Source organism: Pseudomonas sp. LPH60, from assembly GCF_030718165.1.
GTDB lineage: Bacteria > Pseudomonadota > Gammaproteobacteria > Pseudomonadales > Pseudomonadaceae > Aquipseudomonas > Aquipseudomonas danubii.
Genome location: NZ_JAVAJH010000004.1, coordinates 325524 through 343881, shown reverse-complemented (window position 1 = coordinate 343881; position 18358 = coordinate 325524). Strand labels below are relative to the sequence as shown.

Annotated in this window: 16 protein-coding genes; 11 read left to right on the top strand and 5 right to left on the bottom strand. The window is 61.4% G+C overall.

Annotated features, from left to right (window positions below; translation table 11 throughout):
• Positions 1-31 precede the first annotated feature (31 nt).
• Positions 32-1408 carry a glutamine synthetase family protein gene (locus Q8O96_RS16340; protein WP_085581012.1) on the bottom strand — a complete coding sequence of 459 codons (1377 nt, stop codon included), beginning with the start codon at positions 1406-1408 and terminating at the stop codon, positions 32-34.
• 278 nt (positions 1409-1686) lie between these two features.
• Here Q8O96_RS16340 and Q8O96_RS16335 point away from each other — a divergent pair, with 278 nt between their 5' ends.
• The 8 genes from Q8O96_RS16335 to Q8O96_RS16300 all read left to right on the top strand — a co-directional run bounded on the left by Q8O96_RS16335 (position 1687) and on the right by Q8O96_RS16300 (position 10872).
• A complete protein-coding gene (locus tag Q8O96_RS16335) occupies positions 1687-2469 on the top strand; it encodes a gamma-glutamyl-gamma-aminobutyrate hydrolase family protein (RefSeq protein WP_102862148.1) in 783 nt (260 codons plus the stop codon).
• Between the two features lie 38 nt (positions 2470-2507).
• A complete protein-coding gene (locus Q8O96_RS16330) occupies positions 2508-3866 on the top strand; it encodes a glutamine synthetase family protein (RefSeq protein ID WP_102862147.1) in 1359 nt (452 codons plus the stop codon).
• A 56-nt stretch (positions 3867-3922) separates the two neighbouring features.
• The gene (locus tag Q8O96_RS16325) at positions 3923-5287 is read left to right on the top strand and encodes an aspartate aminotransferase family protein (protein WP_102862146.1); all 1365 of its coding nucleotides are present in this window, start codon (positions 3923-3925) and stop codon (positions 5285-5287) included.
• 185 nt (positions 5288-5472) lie between these two features.
• Positions 5473-6570 (top strand): polyamine ABC transporter substrate-binding protein, encoded by a 1098-nt coding sequence (locus Q8O96_RS16320; RefSeq protein ID WP_102862145.1) that lies wholly within the window; start codon positions 5473-5475, stop codon positions 6568-6570.
• A gap of 189 nt (positions 6571-6759) precedes the next feature.
• A complete protein-coding gene (locus tag Q8O96_RS16315; RefSeq protein WP_102862144.1) occupies positions 6760-7854 on the top strand; it encodes a polyamine ABC transporter substrate-binding protein in 1095 nt (364 codons plus the stop codon).
• Positions 7855-7925: 71 nt separating this feature from the next.
• Positions 7926-9068, top strand: a complete 1143-nt coding sequence (locus Q8O96_RS16310) for an ABC transporter ATP-binding protein (protein WP_041120308.1) — start codon at positions 7926-7928, stop codon at positions 9066-9068.
• A 35-nt stretch (positions 9069-9103) separates the two neighbouring features.
• Positions 9104-9985 (top strand): ABC transporter permease subunit, encoded by an 882-nt coding sequence (locus Q8O96_RS16305; protein WP_177431301.1) that lies wholly within the window; start codon positions 9104-9106, stop codon positions 9983-9985.
• Positions 9982-10872 (top strand): ABC transporter permease subunit, encoded by an 891-nt coding sequence (locus tag Q8O96_RS16300; RefSeq protein WP_102862142.1) that lies wholly within the window; start codon positions 9982-9984, stop codon positions 10870-10872. The genes Q8O96_RS16305 and Q8O96_RS16300 overlap by 4 nt, the downstream gene beginning before the upstream one ends.
• 186 nt (positions 10873-11058) lie before the next feature.
• Here Q8O96_RS16300 and Q8O96_RS16295 read toward each other — a convergent pair whose 3' ends face one another.
• Complete coding sequence (locus Q8O96_RS16295; RefSeq protein ID WP_305949103.1) at positions 11059-13467, bottom strand: penicillin acylase family protein; 2409 nt, start codon at positions 13465-13467, stop codon at positions 11059-11061.
• A gap of 107 nt (positions 13468-13574) precedes the next feature.
• Positions 13575-14153, bottom strand: coding sequence for a DUF6436 domain-containing protein (locus Q8O96_RS16290; protein WP_115581164.1), 579 nt, complete (start codon positions 14151-14153; stop codon positions 13575-13577).
• A gap of 111 nt (positions 14154-14264) precedes the next feature.
• Between Q8O96_RS16290 and Q8O96_RS16285 the strand changes: the two genes are divergently transcribed.
• Positions 14265-15203 (top strand): alpha/beta hydrolase, encoded by a 939-nt coding sequence (locus Q8O96_RS16285; protein WP_102862139.1) that lies wholly within the window; start codon positions 14265-14267, stop codon positions 15201-15203.
• A 147-nt stretch (positions 15204-15350) separates the two neighbouring features.
• On the opposite strand, the gene Q8O96_RS16280 is transcribed toward Q8O96_RS16285, so the two are convergent.
• Positions 15351-16103 (bottom strand): DUF2059 domain-containing protein, encoded by a 753-nt coding sequence (locus tag Q8O96_RS16280; RefSeq protein ID WP_102862138.1) that lies wholly within the window; start codon positions 16101-16103, stop codon positions 15351-15353.
• A gap of 162 nt (positions 16104-16265) precedes the next feature.
• Between Q8O96_RS16280 and Q8O96_RS16275 the strand changes: the two genes are divergently transcribed.
• Both Q8O96_RS16275 and Q8O96_RS16270 read left to right on the top strand, forming a co-directional pair.
• The gene (locus tag Q8O96_RS16275) at positions 16266-16898 is read left to right on the top strand and encodes a 2OG-Fe(II) oxygenase (protein ID WP_162884161.1); all 633 of its coding nucleotides are present in this window, start codon (positions 16266-16268) and stop codon (positions 16896-16898) included.
• A 2-nt stretch (positions 16899-16900) separates the two neighbouring features.
• Positions 16901-17389 carry a DUF523 domain-containing protein gene (locus Q8O96_RS16270; RefSeq protein WP_305949102.1) on the top strand — a complete coding sequence of 163 codons (489 nt, stop codon included), beginning with the start codon at positions 16901-16903 and terminating at the stop codon, positions 17387-17389.
• A gap of 151 nt (positions 17390-17540) precedes the next feature.
• Here Q8O96_RS16270 and Q8O96_RS16265 read toward each other — a convergent pair whose 3' ends face one another.
• Positions 17541-18326, bottom strand: a complete 786-nt coding sequence (locus Q8O96_RS16265) for a transporter substrate-binding domain-containing protein (protein ID WP_102862136.1) — start codon at positions 18324-18326, stop codon at positions 17541-17543.
• Positions 18327-18358: the final 32 nt, after the last annotated feature.

Below are 18358 nucleotides of genomic sequence, written 5' to 3'. Positions count from 1 at the left end.
AGCTCCGCGGCGTTTTTTTTGCAACAACCGCTTAAACGGTGTGCAGGTACCAGTTGTACTCGAGGTCGGAGATGGAGTGTTCGAACTCTTCCAGCTCGCTCTCTTTGCAGGCCACGAAGATATCGATGTACTTCGGATCGATGTACTTGGCCATTACCTCACTGTCGTCCAGCTCGCGCAGGGCATCGCGCAAGTTGTTCGGCAGGCTCTGCTCGTTCTGCTCGTAGCTGTTGCCTTCGGTCGGCGCCGGTGGCTCGATCTTGTTGGTCAGGCCGTGGTGCACGCCCGCCAGGACCGAGGCCATCAACAAGTACGGGTTGGCGTCGGCGCCGGCGACCCGGTGTTCCAGGCGCACGGCATCGGCCGAACCGGTCGGCACCCGCAGGGCCACGGTACGGTTGTCCAGGCCCCAGCTCGGCGAGTTCGGCACATAGAACTGTGCGCCGAAACGACGGTAGGAGTTGACGTTCGGGCAGAGGAAGGCCATCTGCGCCGGCAGGGTCTCGAGCACACCGCCGATCGCGTGACGCAGTGCGGCGTTCTGCTCGGGATCCTCGCTGGCAAAGATGTTCTTGCCATCTTTATCCAGAACCGAAATGTGGACGTGCAGACCGTTGCCCGCCTGGCCTGGGTAAGGCTTGGCCATGAAGGTGGTATCCATCTCATGGTCGTAGGCGATGTTCTTGATCAGGCGCTTGAGCAGTACCGCGTAGTCGCATGCCTTGATCGGGTCGGCCACGTGGTGCAGGTTGACTTCGAATTGTGCCGGGGCACTTTCCTTGACGATGGCGTCGGCCGGGATGCCTTGTTCCTTGGCACCTTCCAGAATGTCCTGGAGGCAGTCGACGTATTCGTCGAGATCGTCGATCAGGTAGACCTGGGTGGAGTGCGGGCGTTTGCCGGAGATCGGCGAACGTGGCGGTTGTGGACGGCCGTTCACGTTCTCCTGGTCGATCAGGTAGAACTCCAGTTCGAAGGCGGCGCAGATGGTCAGTCCCAGTTCGTCGAACTTGGCCACGACCTGGCGCAGTACTTCTCGTGGATCGGCGAAGAACGGATCGCCTTCAAGCTCGTGCATGGTCATCAGCAGTTGCGCGGTAGGACGCTTCTGCCAGGGCTCGTTGCACAGGGTATCGGGGATTGGATAGCAGATTCGGTCAGCATCGCCGATGTCCAGGCCCAGGCCGGTGCTTTCCACCGTAGAGCCATTGATATCCAGGGCAAACAGGGAGGCCGGCAGGTTGATGCCTTTCTCGTAAACCTTGTGGAGGCTGGTGCGTTCGATGCGCTTGCCGCGCACCACACCATTCATATCCGCAATCAGAAGGTCAACGTACAGAACCTCAGGATGTTCCTTAAGGAACGCGTTCGCTTCGTTGAGCTGAACGGCACGCGGGGGTACCGACATGATGCAACACCTTTGTTGTTAAAAATATCAATCATTGATCTTTTCTGGTTTCAGTCAACCCGAACGGCATGCCGAAGTCAAGTAAGGCTCTTTACGCCCTAATAAAGGGCTGGCGAGGCTCTTTTGGGGCAAAACAGGGCGTTTTTTGGGACTCGACTGCCTCGGGTAGCGCAGACTTGAGCGGGCCGTGTTGTATTTTTTACGGGGGTGTTGTGTAAAAAAATGAACAAGGCTAAGCTCGAATCAAACCCATAACAGCAATAATACCGGGGTGTTTCATGTCTCGCCTGCCGTTAATCGGCATCACCGCCTGCTCCAGGCAGATCGGTCTGCATGCCTATCACATCAGTGGCGACGAGTATGTACAGGCAGTAGCCAGCGCAGCCCAGGGCGTGCCGGTGATTCTTCCGTCCGTGGCGCAGTTGCTTTCCCCGTCCGATATTCTGGACGGTCTGGACGGCATCCTCTTTACCGGTTCTCCCTCCAATATCGAACCTTTCCATTACCAGGGGCCTGCCAGCGCGCCGGGCACTGCTCATGATTCTGCACGGGACGCGGCCACTCTGCCGCTGTTGAATGCCGCCGTCGAAGCCGGTGTTCCGGTGCTGGGCATCTGTCGTGGATTCCAGGAAATGAATGTAGCCCTGGGCGGCAGCCTTCATCAGAACGTGCATGACGTGCAGCCGTTCATGGACCACCGCCATGATGACGAGCCTGGTCAGCCCCTGGATGCCTGGTACGCGCCTGCCCATGATTTGCACGTCCAGGCGGGTGGGGTCCTGGCAAATCTGGGCCTGCCGCAGAAGATTCAAGTCAACTCGATTCATGCTCAAGGCGTTGAACGTCTGGCGCCGGGCCTGCGGGTCGAGGCGCTGGCGCCTGACGGTCTGGTGGAAGCCATCTCGGTCGAGGGAGGCAAGGCATTTGCTTTGGGGGTGCAATGGCACCCCGAATGGCAGGTAAGCTGCAATCCTCACTATCTGGCCATCTTCCAGGCTTTTGGTGATGCCTGCCGCAAACGGGCAAAACAACGCGACGCCGAAGCGTCACACAACGCCTGACTTAATAGAGAGTCAGGAAACTCAGCCTAGAGGCATTTATGAGTAACAACCTCGACCAGCTCACCGATTGGTTGAAAGACCACAAGATCACAGAAGTCGAATGCATGATCGGCGACTTGACCGGTATCACCCGGGGCAAGATCTCGCCGACCAACAAGTTCATTGCCGAAAAAGGCATGCGCCTGCCCGAGAGCGTGCTGTTGCAGACCGTGACCGGCGACTATGTCGAAGACGACATCTATTACGAGTTGCTGGACCCGGCGGACATCGACATGATTTGCCGCCCCGACCAGAACGCGGTGTACCTCGTGCCCTGGGCCATCGAACCCACTGCCCAGGTGATCCACGACACCTACGACAAGCAGGGCAACCCTATCGAGCTGTCGCCCCGCAACGTCTTGAAGAAGGTGCTCAAGCTCTACGCCGACCACGGCTGGCAGCCCATCGTGGCGCCGGAGATGGAGTTCTACCTGACCAAGCGCAGCGACGACCCGGACTACCCGCTGCAGCCGCCGATCGGCCGTTCCGGCCGCCCTGAAACCGGTCGTCAGTCGTTCTCCATCGAAGCGGCCAACGAATTCGATCCGCTGTTCGAAGATGTCTACGACTGGTGCGAACTGCAGGAGCTGGACCTGGACACCCTGATCCATGAAGACGGCACGGCGCAGATGGAGATCAACTTCCGTCACGGCGACGCCCTGTCCCTGGCCGACCAGATCCTGGTGTTCAAGCGCACCATGCGCGAGGCGGCCCTCAAGCACGACGTGGCGGCCACCTTCATGGCCAAGCCCATGACCGGCGAGCCTGGTAGCGCCATGCATTTGCACCAGAGCATCATCGACATCAACACCGGCAAGAACGTCTTCTCCAACGAAGACGGAACCATGAGCCAGCTGTTCCTCAACCACATTGGCGGGCTGCAGAAGTTCATCCCCGAGTTGCTGCCGCTGTTCGCTCCCAACGTCAACTCGTTCCGCCGCTTCCTGCCCGATACCTCGGCGCCGGTAAACGTCGAGTGGGGCGAAGAGAACCGCACTGTGGGCCTGCGGGTGCCGGATGCCGGACCGCAGAACCGTCGGGTGGAAAACCGCCTGCCGGGCGCCGACGCCAACCCTTACCTGGCCATTGCTGCCAGCCTGCTGTGCGGCTTCATCGGCATGGTCGAAGGCCACAACCCGAGCGCGCCAGTGGTCGGTCGTGGTTATGAACGACGCAACCTGCGCCTGCCGTTGACCATCGAGGACGCCCTGGAGCGTATGGAAAACAGCAAGACCATCGAGAAGTACCTGGGCCAGAAGTTCATCACCGGCTATGTCGCGGTGAAGCGGGCCGAGCACGAAAACTTCAAGCGCGTGATCAGTTCGTGGGAGCGGGAATTCCTGCTGTTCGCCGTCTGATTCGCCGGGCGCCGCTGCCCCCCAGCGGCGCCTTCACTGACACTTAGGAGAGATTGATGACTCATAAAAACCCGCAAACCCGCGAGTGGCAAACCCTCAGCAGTGATCACCACCTGGCGCCTTTCAGTGACTTCAAGCAATTGAAGGAGAAGGGGCCGCGGATCATCACCCATGCCAAGGGGGTGTACCTCTGGGACAGTGAAGGCAATCAGATTCTCGACGGCATGGCCGGCCTGTGGTGCGTAGCCATTGGCTATGGCCGTGATGAACTGGCGGAAGCGGCCAGCAAGCAAATGCGCGAACTGCCCTATTACAACCTGTTCTTCCAGACCGCCCACCCGCCGGTGCTGGAGCTGTCCAAGGCGATCGCTGATATCGCGCCAGAAGGCATGAACCACGTGTTCTTCACCGGTTCCGGCTCCGAAGGCAACGACACCATGCTGCGCATGGTCCGCCATTACTGGGCGATCAAGGGCCAGCCGAACAAGAAGACCATCATCAGCCGGGTCAACGGCTACCACGGTTCCACCGTGGCCGGTGCCAGCCTCGGCGGCATGACCTACATGCACGAACAGGGCGACCTGCCGATCCCGGGTATCGTTCATATCCCGCAACCGTACTGGTTCGGTGAAGGTGGCGACATGAGCCCCGAAGAGTTCGGTATCTGGGCGGCCAACCAGTTGGAAGAGAAGATTCTGGAACTGGGTGTGGATAACGTCGGTGCCTTTATTGCCGAGCCGATCCAGGGCGCTGGCGGCGTGATTGTGCCGCCGGACAGCTACTGGCCGCGGATCAAGGAAATCCTCGCCAAGTACGACATCCTCTTCGTCGCCGACGAAGTGATCTGTGGCTTCGGCCGCACCGGTGAGTGGTTCGGTAGCGATTTCTACGACCTCAAGCCCGACATGATGACCATCGCCAAGGGCCTGACCTCCGGCTACATCCCCATGGGCGGCCTGATTGTCCGTGACGAAGTGGTGGCGGTGCTCAACGAGGGCGGCGATTTCAACCACGGTTTCACCTACTCCGGCCATCCGGTGGCCGCAGCCGTGGCCCTGGAAAACATCCGCATCATGCGCGATGAAAAAATTATCCAGCGCGCCCACGAAAAAGCGGCACCCTATTTGCAGAAACGTCTGCGTGAGCTGAGTGATCATCCGTTGGTGGGTGAGGTTCGCGGGGTAGGCCTGCTGGGGGCGATCGAGCTGGTCAAGGACAAGGCCACCCGCGCGCGCTATGAAGGCCGCGGCGTGGGCATGATCTGCCGACAGTTCTGCTTCGATAACGGTCTGATCATGCGTGCCGTGGGCGACACCATGATCATTGCGCCACCGCTGGTGATCAGCGAGGCGGAGATCGACGAACTGGTGGCCAAGGCGCGCAAGTGCCTGGATCTGACCTTGAGTGTGCTGCAGAACTGAGTGCTAGGCTTTGAGCGTGGTGCTTACGGGCACGGCGCTCGAAGCAGATATAAAGGATGGGTCTTTCCTTGAAAGCCGGCCTTGGATCTTGCCAGACTACCCGCCGTTTTGGTTGCCCTGAGACTGGCCGCTGAGCGAGTGGTTAAAAAAGAATAATTGGAGCATTACGCATGAAGGCATTAGGTATGAAGTTAGCTGGCAAGACCCTCCTCGCCATGTCCCTGATGGGCGTGATGGCGGCGGCAGCGCAGGCGGACGATAAAGTACTGCACGTTTATAACTGGTCCGATTACATCGCCCCGGACACCATCAAGAAATTTGAAGCCGAGTCGGGCATCAAAGTGGTCTATGACGTGTTCGACAGCAACGAAACCCTGGAAGCCAAGTTGCTCGCCGGCAAATCCGGTTACGACGTAGTCGTGCCTTCCAACAACTTCCTGGCCAAGCAGATCAAGGCCGGTGTCTATCAGGAGCTGGACAAGTCCAAGCTGCCGAACTGGAAGAACCTCAACGAATCGCTGCTCAAGGCGGTATCGGTGAGCGACCCGGGCAACAAGCACGCTTTCCCTTACATGTGGGGCTCGATCGGCATCGGTTTCAACGCCGAGAAGGTCAAGGCGGTGTTGGGTGCCGACGCACCGACCAACTCCTGGGACCTGCTGTTCAAGCCGGAAAACGCCGAGAAGTTGAAGGCTTGTGGCGTCAGTTTCCTCGATTCGCCAACCGAGATGATTCCGGTGGCGCTGCACTACCTGGGCTACCCGACCGACAGTCAGGACAAGAAGCAACTGGCTGAAGCCGAAGCCCTGTTCCTCAAGATCCGTCCTTCGATCGCCTATTTCCACTCGTCCAAGTACATCTCCGACCTGGCTAACGGCAATATCTGCGTCGCCGTGGGTTACTCGGGCGATATCTATCAGGCCAAGGCCCGCGCCGCCGAAGCCGGTGACAAGGTCAAGGTCAGCTACAACATTCCGAAAGAGGGTGCTGGCAGCTTCTACGACATGGTCGCCATCCCTAAAGACGCGGAAAACGTCGACGGCGCCTACAAGTTCATGACCTTCCTGCAAAAGCCTGAAGTCATGGCCGAAATCACCAACGCCGTGCGTTTCCCCAACGGTAACGCGGCTGCAACCCCGTTGGTCGATAAAGACATCACCAGCGACCCGGGCGTTTACCCGCCAGCTGACGTACAGGCCAAGCTGTACGCGATTGCCGACCTGCCGGCCGCGACCCAGCGCATCCTGACCCGCAGCTGGACCAAGATCAAATCCGGCAAATAAGCCAATTTGCAGCACGACCTGTTGCCGTCATCGTGGCGAGGGCGGCAACAGGTAACAATTAAATGACAGAAAGTTTTGCTGGATTGGTTTATCGAGGGTAAGTTGCGCGCCGGTTTTGTTGCTGGGCAGCTCGGAGGCTGTCAGGTAGCGCGGGGCAACTTGGGCCCAACTATTTAAGAGGACCTCCACTTGCCTATTTCTTTATTTCGCAAAGCCATGCTGGTCGCCGCCAGCCTGACGCTGGTGGCTGGCGCGCAGGCTGCACCGACCGTGCATATTTATAACTGGTCCGACTACATCGGTCAGAACACCCTGGCCGAATTTGAAAAAGCCACGGGCATCAAGCCGGTGTATGACGTTTTCGATTCCAACGAAACCCTGGAAGGCAAGTTGCTGGCCGGTCGTACCGGTTATGACGTGGTGGTGCCGTCCAACCACTTTCTGGGCAAACAGATCAAGGCCGGGGCTTTCCAGAAACTCGACAAGAGCCTGCTGCCTAACTACTCCAATCTCGATACGGCGCTGCTCAAGCGTCTGGAGATGAACGACCCGGGCAACCAGTACGCGGTGCCGTACCTGTGGGGCACCAATGGCATTGGCTACAACGTCGACAAGGTCAAGGCCGTGCTGGGCGTGGACAAGATCGACTCCTGGGGCGTGCTGTTCGAGCCGGAGAACATCAAGAAGCTCAACAGCTGCGGCGTGGCCTTCCTTGATTCTGCCGATGAAATGATGCCCACGGTCCTCAATTACCTGGGCCTGGATGCCAACAGCACCAACCCCCAGGACTACAAGAAGGCCGAAGCCAAGTTGCTGGCGGTGCGTCCCTACGTGACCTACTTCCACTCGTCCAAGTACATCTCGGACCTGGCCAACGGCAATATCTGCGTGGCCATCGGCTTTTCCGGCGACGTGTTCCAGGCCAAGGCCCGGGCCGCCGACGCTGGCAAGGGCGTGAACATCGCCTACGCGATTCCGAAGGAAGGCGGTGCCCTGTGGTTCGACATGCTGGCGATCCCCAAGGACTCGACCAACGTCAAGGAGGCTCACGCCTTCATCAACTATTTGCTGCAACCTGAGGTGATTGCCCAGGTCAGTGACTACGTCGGTTACGCCAACCCCAACCCCGGGTCGGACAAGCTGATGGAGCAGTCCATTCGCACCGACGAAGCGGTTTATCCACCGCAAGCTGTACTCGACAAGACCTACGTGTCCATCGAGTTGCCACCCAATATCCAACGCTTGATGACCCGTAGCTGGACCAAGGTCAAGACGGGTAAGTAGTTCCACAGGCTCAAACTATCCAAGGTCCGCCCACGTGGGGCGGGCTGCAAATTTTGTTGGGAGTTTCGCAAATGGCAGTTGCCTCCGGCGCCTATAAGAAAGCCCTCGAGGGCGACCAGACACCTAAGCAGGTGCTGGTCAAAATCGACCGGGTCACGAAGAAGTTCGACGAGACGGTTGCCGTGGACGATGTGTCCCTGGAAATCAAGAAGGGCGAGATCTTCGCCCTGCTCGGCGGCTCGGGTTCGGGCAAGTCCACCTTGCTGCGGATGCTGGCCGGTTTCGAACGGCCAACGGAGGGGCGAATCTTCCTCGATGGTGTGGACATCACCGACATGCCGCCCTATGAGCGGCCGATCAACATGATGTTCCAGTCCTATGCGCTGTTCCCGCACATGACCGTGGCCCAGAACATCGCCTTCGGCCTCAAGCAGGACAAGATCCCAGCGGCCGAAATCGACGCCCGGGTGGCGGAGATGCTCAAGCTGGTACAGATGAGCCAGTATGCCAAGCGCAAGCCGCACCAGCTGTCCGGTGGCCAGCGCCAGCGCGTGGCCCTGGCTCGCTCCCTGGCCAAGCGTCCCAAGCTGTTGCTGCTGGACGAACCCATGGGCGCCCTGGACAAGAAGCTGCGCTCGCAGATGCAGCTGGAACTGGTTGAGATCATCGAGCGCGTAGGCGTGACCTGCGTGATGGTGACCCACGACCAGGAAGAGGCCATGACCATGGCCGAACGCATCGCCATCATGCACCTGGGCTGGATCGCCCAGATCGGCAGCCCGATCGATATCTACGAGACTCCGGTCAGCCGCCTGGTCTGCGAATTCATCGGCAACGTCAACATCTTCGAAGGTGAAGTGGTGGACGATGCCGAAGGTCACGCCCTGATCACCTGCAAGGACCTGGACCGCAGCATCTATGTCGGCCACGGCATCAGTACCTCGGTGCAGGACAAGTCGGTGACCTACGCGATCCGCCCGGAAAAGCTCCTGGTGACCGCCGAGATGCCGACCTGCGAGTACAACTGGTCCAGCGGCAAGGTGCACGACATTGCCTACCTGGGCGGCCACTCGGTGTTCTACGTCGAGCTGCCGAGCGGCAAGCTGGTGCAGTCCTTCGTGGCCAACGCCGAGCGTCGCGGCGCCCGGCCGACCTGGGGTGACCAGGTTTACGTGTGGTGGGAAGACGACAGCGGCGTGGTACTGCGCTCATGAACATGCGAAAGCTCAAGCGCCGACTCAATCGAATAATTCCCGGTGGCCGTCAGCTGGTCATCGGGGTTCCGTTCATCTGGCTGTTCCTGTTCTTCATGCTGCCGTTCTTCATCGTGCTGAAGATCAGCTTCGCCGAAGCGGACGTGGCCATTCCGCCGTATACCGAGATCTACAGCTACGTCGACCAGAAGCTGCAGGTGCTGCTCAACCTGGGCAACTACGCGATGCTCGGCGACGACGAGCTGTACATCGCGGCTTACCTGGGCTCGCTGAAGATGGCGTTCTTCAGCACCATCCTCTGCCTGCTGATCGGCTACCCGATGGCCTATGCCATCGCCAGTGCCCGTAAAGAGCTGCAGACGGTGCTGGTGCTGCTGATCATGATGCCGACCTGGACCGCGATCCTGATTCGGGTCTATGCCTGGATGGGCATTCTCAGCAACAACGGCCTGCTCAATGGCTTCCTGCTGTCCATGGGCTGGATCAACGAGCCGCTGCAGATCCTCAACACCAACATCGCGGTGTACATCGGCGTGGTCTATTCCTACCTGCCGTTCATGATCCTGCCGCTGTACGCCAACCTGGTGAAGCACGACACCAGCCTGCTGGAGGCCGCGGCCGACCTGGGTTCGAGCACCTTCAACAGCTTCTGGAAGATCACCGTGCCGCTGTCCAAGAACGGCATCATCGCCGGTTGCATGCTGGTGTTCATCCCGGTGGTGGGCGAGTTCGTGATTCCGGAACTCTTGGGCGGCCCGGAAACCCTGATGATTGGTAAGGTGCTCTGGCAAGAGTTCTTCAACAACCGTGACTGGCCGGTGGCATCCGCCCTGGCGGTGGTGATGCTGGCGATCCTGATTGTGCCGATCATCCTGTTCAACCGCAGTCAGGCCAAAGAAATGGAGGGCAAGGAATGAAGCGCTTCAGTTTCTCAAGCATGATGCTGGTGCTGGGCCTGTTGTTCATCTACCTGCCGATGCTGATCCTGGTGATCTACTCGTTCAACGCCTCGAAACTGGTGACGGTCTGGGGCGGCTGGTCGATCAACTGGTACATCGGCCTGCTGGATAACACTCAGCTCATGGGCTCGGTCCTGCGCTCCCTGGAAATTGCCTGCTACACCGCCGTTGCCGCGGTGGCCCTGGGCACCCTGGCGGCGTTCGTCCTGACCCGGATCACTCACTTCAAGGGCCGCACCCTGTTCGGTGGCCTGGTGACGGCGCCGCTGGTCATGCCTGAAGTGATCACCGGCCTGTCGCTGTTGCTGCTGTTCGTGGCCATGGCTCAGGCGGTCGGCTGGCCTCAGGAGCGTGGCATCGTCACCATCTGGATTGCCCACACCACGTTCTGCGCAGCTTATGTGGCGGTGGTGGTGTCGGCTCGCCTGCGCGAGCTTGACCTGTCCATCGAAGAGGCGGCCATGGACCTGGGCGCGCGGCCGTGGAAGGTGTTCTTCCTGATCACCATCCCGATGATCGCGCCGTCCCTGGCAGCGGGGGGCATGATGTCCTTCGCCCTGTCCCTGGATGACCTGGTCCTGGCGAGCTTCGTCTCTGGCCCTGGCTCCACCACCTTGCCGATGGAAGTGTTCTCGGCGGTGCGCCTGGGGGTCAAACCGGAGATCAACGCCGTGGCCAGCCTGATCCTGCTGGCGGTGTCCCTGGTGACCTTCCTGGTCTGGTTCTTCAGCCGCCGCGCCGAAGAAGCTCGCAAGCGCGCGATCCAGCAAGCCATCGAAGAGAGTGCTGCCGACTCCTGGAAGCAGCCGGACGTACGTCGGGCCCAGGCGCCGGAAGCGGTCTGACCTCAGGTTCGCAACACCTCAGGTTCGCAATAAAAAACCTCGCCCCGTAACCGGGAGCGAGGTTTTTTATTGCCTCATGCCGCCGGTTTCGCCGTAGGAGCCGGCTTGCCGGCGAAAGCGTTCGCGAGATGTACGCCAGGCTTGCAGGCCTCTTCGCTGGCAAGCCAGCTCCACGGGGCGGGGCGCTCAGGGGCGGCGGGCCGGCAGCAGCTTCAGGGTGCTGCGGGTGTTGGCGGTGACTTCCTCTTCGCTGAAGTGCGCCTGTTGGTAGACCCCTTCGATGTAGGCCTCGGCCTGGTCGTCGTAGTGCTTGTCGAACAGCACGCCGCTCTGGCCCACCGGGTTGATGGTCAGGCTGTGGGCCGGGTCGGCGAAGTCGATGATGCGCCGGGTCGAGGGGCCATACACCACGGACCAGGGCGCCGGACCGATCTTGGCGGTGAGGTTGTTCGGCACTTCATGGCTGCCTGGGGCGTCCAGGGGGCCGACGTTGAATACCCGGTCCAGAGGCTTCTGCATCCCCAGCGGGTGGCCGTGGGTCAGGGTATGGGCGCTGCCCCAGCGCCATTGTGCGGGGTTGGCGCCCAGGGTGCGCTTGAGGTGGTCGATGCTGGCGTGCCAGGCCACCTTGACCGTGTCGGCTCGGCTTTCAAGCTGGGGTGTGGTGCGGTTGTCCCACCAGGGGGAATCGGGATCGGCCGCCAGCCGGGGCAGGGCAGCATCCACCACTCGGGCCTGGATCAGGGCGTCGAAGTAGGCGTCGCCGAGTTTTTCATGGAAGGTGGCGTTGGCCAGCTCGAACAGGAATTGGTTGAACAGGGTGGCGCTGGTGGAGTCCAGCGGGTAGTCGCCCTGCCACTTGGCCAGTTGCTCCACCAGTTTCAGTTCCTCGGGGGCGTCGACCACTTCCCGCAGCACGGGCAACAGCGGTGCCAGCAGGCGCGGCCCGTAGGCGGTTGTCGTGCCCAGCTGCAGCTTCTGGGTGTTTTCCAGGTCCCATTTCACGCTTTTGTCACTGAGCTGACGGTCCAGTTGCTGGCCCCGGTCGGCGAGGTTGTAGTAGCCGGGGATCTCCATGCCGGTCGGGGAGACGGGCTGGAAGTTGGCGGAGACGATATAGCCCCGGGCCGGGTTCTCTTCCTGGGGGTTGGCGCTAAAGGGGTAGAAGCCCTCCTTGTCAGCCATGGCGGTGCTGCCGTCGAGCAGGAACGCCGGTTTCGCCCCGGTCGGGCGCTTGGGCAGCAGCGCCGCCGCCCACCAGCCGATATCGCCCTTGGCGTTGGCCCAGACAATGTTCAGGCCGGGGGCGTGGATCTTGGCGGAGGCCGCTCGGACCTTGACCAGGGTATCGGCGCGGTTGAGCTGGTAGAAACCATCGAGGATCGGGTTGGGGGTTTCCAAAAAGCCCCACCACATGGCCACCGGGGCCTTGCCCACGGTGGTGCCGAGCATGTCGTTGATGATCGGGCCGTGGGGCGACTGGCGCAGGGTCAGGGTCACCGGCGCCTGTCCCTTGACTGCAATCTGCTGCTCGCTGCTGATCAGATCGACCCATTTGTCATGGAACCAGACCTGATTGGGGTTTTCCGGGTTGACCTTCTCGACGATCAGGTCGAGATCGTCGTTCTGGAACATGGTCAGGCTCCAGCCGAAGTCCAGGTTGTGGCCCAGGAAGGCGAAGGGCACCAGGGCCTGATGATGGCCGTAGAGTTCGAAGCCCGGTGCCGAAAGCTGCGCCTCGTACCACACCGACGGCAGGGAGTAGCGGATGTGCGGATCGCCGGCCAGCAGCGGGCGTCCGCTCTTGGTTCGAGCGCCGGCCACGGCCCAGGCGTTGCTGCCTTCAAATTGCGGCAGTCCGGCCTCGCTCAGGGCTTGCTGGCTCAGGAGGGCGATCTGCCCCAGGTCCTGCCAGTCGACAGCGGCCAGGGGCTGTGAAGGTTGCGGCTTGCCTTTGGCCAGCACGCCCTTGGGCTGCCAGTCGAGGTCGAAGACCTTCAGGTAATCGTTGCCCAACTGGTCGCGGATGTAGGTCAAGAGCGGTTCGGTGCGAAAGGCCATGGCGAAGCTGTAGGCCATGAAGCCGGCGACGCTGACGGTGTCTTCTGCGGTGAATGGCCGCTTGTGAATGCCCAGGACATCGAACTCCATGGGGCTGGCGTGGCTGTCCTGATACTGGTTGATGCCATCCAGATAGGCTTCCAGGGCCTTCCAGGCGGGAGACTGACGGTCGAGCCCGGCCACATAGCTGTCAGCGCGCTCGCGGATGCGCAGGCTGCGGAACAGTTTGTCGGTATCCAGTAGCTTGGGCCCCAGGACCTCTGCCAGTTCGCCCCGGGACAGGCGCCGCAAGACTTCCATCTGGAACAGTCGGTCCTGGGCGTGGACGTAACCCAGGGCGCGATACAGGTCGGTTTCGTTCTCCGCGCGGATATGGGGCACGCCACGCTCGTCGTAACGCACAGTGACCGAGCCTTGCAGGCCACGGACTTCCACCTGGCCCTGCCGCGTCGGCTGTTTGCTGTAGAGATAACCGACGACACCCGCCAGCAGGGCGAGGATCAGGACAGCGACGACGGTCAGGCTGCGTTTCATGCGGGCTCCTTGCTGTTGTTTTCAGTGCCGCCCTGGAAGAGCAGCAGAGATTTAGCACAAGTCATGGGCCCCGCGCAGGAGGCAGTCCTTGAATAGTCGCGAATGCCTTAATTGGCAGTGACTGGCCAGGGACAGTAGCAGCCTACCGCCAGGGTGTGGGTGGCATTGATCTGGCGATGGTTCTCGAGCGCCTGGAGGATAGGCTCGATGAAGCTGTTGCTGGAGTTGCAGGTCAGGCCTTCGCTGTAGGGCCCGAAGTAGGCCAGCTTGCCGTTGCGGTCCCAGATCGCCACCGCCGGACTGGCGGGAATCTGTTCGGCACCGGGCAGGCTGTCGAGGGGCTTCAGGCGGCCCAGGGTGGCGGGCAGTTGGCCGTGGCTGCCGGGCTTCTGCACGGAATAGAACTCCACGCCCCGCGGACCATAGGTTTCGATCAGTTCAGCCAGGTGCTGCTGGTTGCCGACGTTGCAGGGGCAGGCCGGGTCCCAGAAGTGCACCAGGCGGATGGCGCCGGGGCCGGCCAGCTCGGCGGGCAGTTGCAGCGGGTCGCCGGAGAACACCGCGGTGTGCTCACTGAAGGCCCGCAGATAGCGTCCCTGGAACCAGTCGTAGGCGCACCACAGCACCACGGCGCAGATCAGGACGAGCAGGCTGGCAAGCAGGGAGGTGCGGTAAGGCTGGCGCATTAAGATCGGTCCTCGAAGGTCGCGTAGCTTGCCATGCTTGCCGCGACAGATGAATATCGCAGGCCTAGAAAGCCTGTTTTATCCCCGGTGCCCCCCGCTTTGGAAAATCCCATGTCCGTGACCTTCGACCCCGACCACCTGCGTGCCAGTCTGCAACCTCTGGTGGCTGGGCAGCCCTTGTCGGTGGAGGCCCAGGCCTATCAACGCTTCTATGGGCTGGACTTCGCCGGACGGGCGCTCGTGCCACGCAGTCGCCTGGGGCGCTTTCAAGTGGAGGGCTACGAGGTGGTCACGCAGGTGTGGTGGCCGGAACAGCCACAGGCAACGCTGTTTCTGTTCCACGGTTTCTACGATCACATGGGCTTGTACCGGCATGTGATCGAGTGGGCTCTGCAGCGCCGCTTCGTGGTGATTTCCTGTGACCTGCCCGGGCACGGCCTGTCCAGTGGCGAGCGCGCCAGCATCGATGATTTCGCGGTGTATCAACAGGTACTGCAAGGCCTGTTCGCCGAGGCGCGGTCTCTGGAGTTGCCCCAGCCCTGGCACTTGTTCGGGCAAAGCACCGGTGGCGCGATCATCATGGATCACTTGCTCAACCAGGGTGCCGAGAGCCCGGCCCAGGGGCAAGTGGTGCTGCTCTCGCCCTTGGTACGGCCGCGGGCCTGGGGCTGGTCGATGCTCAGCTATTACCTGTTGCGGCCATTTGTCAGCGGCATTGCCCGGCGCTTCAGCGAGAACTCCAACGATCCGGATTTTCTTGCCTTCCTCCAGGCCGATCCGTTGCAGCCACAACGTTTGCCCACTGCCTGGGTCGGCGCGTTGGCGCGTTGGATCAAGCGGCTGGAAGCGGCCCCGCGCAGTTCAAGGCAGCCGCTGATCGTGCAGGGGCAGGCGGACATGACGGTGGATTGGGAGCACAACCTGCAAGTGATTCGCGGTAAGTTCACGGCCCCCGAGGTCTTGATGCTGCCGGAGGCGCGGCATCACCTGGCCAATGAAATTCCCTTGTACCGCGATCAGTACTTCGCCTTTCTGACCCAGCACGTCTGAGCCCCGGGAGATGGGTGTAGCCGCTGCCGTAGGCTGCGAACGGCCCGAAGAGTCGCTGGAGGTTCGGCGCTGGATTGCCAGGCAAGGTCCTGCGGAGCTTTGCGCAGCCTCGCGGGCTCGGCAGCGGCTACAGGTGAGTTGGCTGGATCAGGGGGCGAGGCTGGAGGTGCTCTGGCCGACCGCCAGACCGGCGCGAATCGCTGCCAGGGCTGCCTGGTAATAGGCCTTGCCCTCAGTGGATTCGGCGAAGGTTGCGAACTCTTCCAGCTCGGTGTCGGACAGGTCCCGGTAAACGTACAGCAGGGTGTTGTTCAGGTCGTTGCCGATCTGCTGCATCAATCGCTGGCGCTGACCGTTGAGCATGCCCTGGGCCTGCCCCCCTCCCAGCAGGCCGGGAATCATCTGGCTCAGGCTGTCTGCGGCGACTCCGGCGATCGCCAGGCTGACTTCCGCGCCGGCCTCCTTGGCCGGCAGTGCCTGGGCCAGGTGGCCGATGATCAATTGGCGGTTATCGCTGACCTGCATCTTCGGCAGGCCCTGAGCATTCTTGGCCAACTGGTCGCGACGGGTGGCCAGCAGTTCGGCGGCGACGATCTTGCGGCCCAGGGGCGACTGGAAGAAAGCCAGGGCGGGGGCGGGATTGGCGAGATGCCGGCGCAGTTGCTCTTCGGCGCGACGGTCCACGGCCTGGGGCGCAAAGCGCTGGTTGCTGTTGTCCACCAGGGCCTGGTAGACCGCTGGCGGCAAGCTGTTCTGGTAGCGCTGCTGGGCGGCGCTGAGGGCATCGTTGAAATGCGCGCGCTGTTCCGGCCAACCGGCGACCTTGTACAACTGGTCGTGGCTGTCTGCCCAGGCAGGCAAGGCGCAGAACATCAACAGTGAGAAAAGCAAACGGCGCATAAGGACTCCTGTCAGCAGGCGACTATTCTCCGGGGCAAGGCGATGGTTGTCGAGAATTCGTATCAGGATCGCCCGCTAAAGTAATGAGTGGAAAGTGCATTGGAAAAAAATGCGTGATCCTCTGCTCTGTGGCTCTGTCAGATTTATCTGATGCTGGATACTATGCGCGCCATGCAAATACCCTCTGATCATCCGCTGTTGTTGCGTATCGTCGACGACCTGGCCGCCTGTGGCTGGTCGCAGCAGAATATTTTCCTGCCCGAGGGTCTGACCCTCGAACTGGCGGCTGAGTGCCGTAAACGTGCAATAGAAGGTGAACTGGCGCCTGCGGCGGTAGGGCGAGGCCCGGCTCAGGAGATACGCGAGGGTATTCGCGGCGACCATATCCAGTGGCTCGAGCCCGGCCAGGCCGAGGCCGTCGATACCTATCTGGGGTTGATGGACAGCCTGCGTGAGGCCCTCAATCGAGGCCTGTTTCTCGGGCTTGAGGATTTCGAATGTCACTTCGCGATGTACCCGCCGGGCGCCTTCTACAAGCGTCACGTGGATCGCTTTCGCGATGACGACCGGCGCATGGTGTCGGCAGTGATCTACCTCAACTCGCAATGGTTGCCCGAACACGGCGGGCAACTGCGCATGTACCTGAACGATCAGGAACCATACGATGTAGCCCCCGTCGGGGGCCGGCTAGTGGTGTTTCTCTCTGGCGAGGTACCCCATGAAGTCCTCCCAGCGACCCGGGAACGCCTGTCCTTGACCGGTTGGTTCCGGCGTCGTGGTAACGAGCCGTTCTGAACATGCACAAGATCCTGGTCAGCCGCTGCCTGTTGGGCCACCGCGTACGTTACGACGGCGGCGCCAGCGGCCCGTTTGATCAACTGGCCGCCTGGCTGCAAGAGGGGCGGGTGGTTGCGCTCTGTCCGGAAGTGGCCGGTGGCTTGCCGACGCCACGGGCGGCGGCGGAGATTCCCGGTGGTCAGGGCGGCGATGTGCTTGCAGGGCGGGCACCGGTGATGACCACGGAAGGCGAAGATGTCAGCGCCCAGTTCCTCTCTGGGGCGCGCCAGGCGCTTGAGCTGGTGGAACAGCACGGGATTCGCGTTGCCGTGCTCAAGGCCAACAGCCCATCCTGCGGCAACCTGCTGACCTACGACGGCACCTTCAGCGGGGTCAAAGTCCAGGGCGAAGGGGTGACCGCGGCTTTGCTGAAGCGGTACGGGGTTCAGGTCTTCAGCGAACTGCAACTCCCCGAAGCCGCTGCCGCCCTGGCCACATTGTCCTTGTAGCCGCTGCCGAGCACCGGCGAGGCTGCGAAAAGGCTCGCAGAGCCTTGCCTGGCGGTCTCTCGCCGACCTCTAGCGGCCAAATCCCTGCGTTCCTTCGGGCCGTTCGCAGCCTGCGGCAGCGGCTACAGGTCAATCCGGCAGGTTGTGTCGTTTACTGCCCGGCGTCGCTCTTGGGCGGTTTGCTGGCATCCATGCCGAACCATTTTTCCGACAGGGCCATCAATCGCCCATCGGCCTTGATTCGCTGCAGGGCGCTGTCCAGGCTCGCCTGGAACGCCGGGTTTCCTTTCTGGAAGGGAATCGCCAGGCTCAGGGTCGGGCCCACCTTGGCGCCTTCCTTGACTGGCAGGCGACTGTCGCGAATGGCGTAGGGAATCAGCAGGCGGTCGCTGATGGCCGCGTCGATCTGTTTGTCCGCCACATCCTTGATCGGTTGCTGGGCATCGGCATAGCTGCGCAGGTTGATGCCTTCCACGGTCCGTGCCTGATCAACGAACTGGCTGCCCTGAGCCACGCCCAGCGCCTGGCCACGCAGGGCCTGGAGGGAGAGCAGCGGGCGTTGTTCTTCCTTGCGCACGATCAACTGGGCGCTGGAATAGCTATAGGGCTCGCTGAAATCGAAACGATCCTTGAGTTCCGGGGTCACTGCTATGTGGTTGATGGCCACGTCGAACTTGCCGCTCTCCACACCTGGCAGCAACTCGGCCGCCGCGGTCACCACGAAGTCCGCGCGCACGTCCAGCTCACTGGCCAGCAACTGCCCCAACTCCACCTCGAAGCCGGTGAGTTTGCCGTCGTCCTTGAAGTTGAAAGGTGGCGTATTGGCTTCCAGGGCGATGCGCAGTTCCCCGCGGTCATTGATGTCGTCCATCAGTTCGGCTTGAGCGCCAGTGCTCACAAGGGGTAGCAAAAGTATCAGGCCAGGCAGGAAACGCATGGTCACTCCTTGAATTTATATGAGCGATGCGC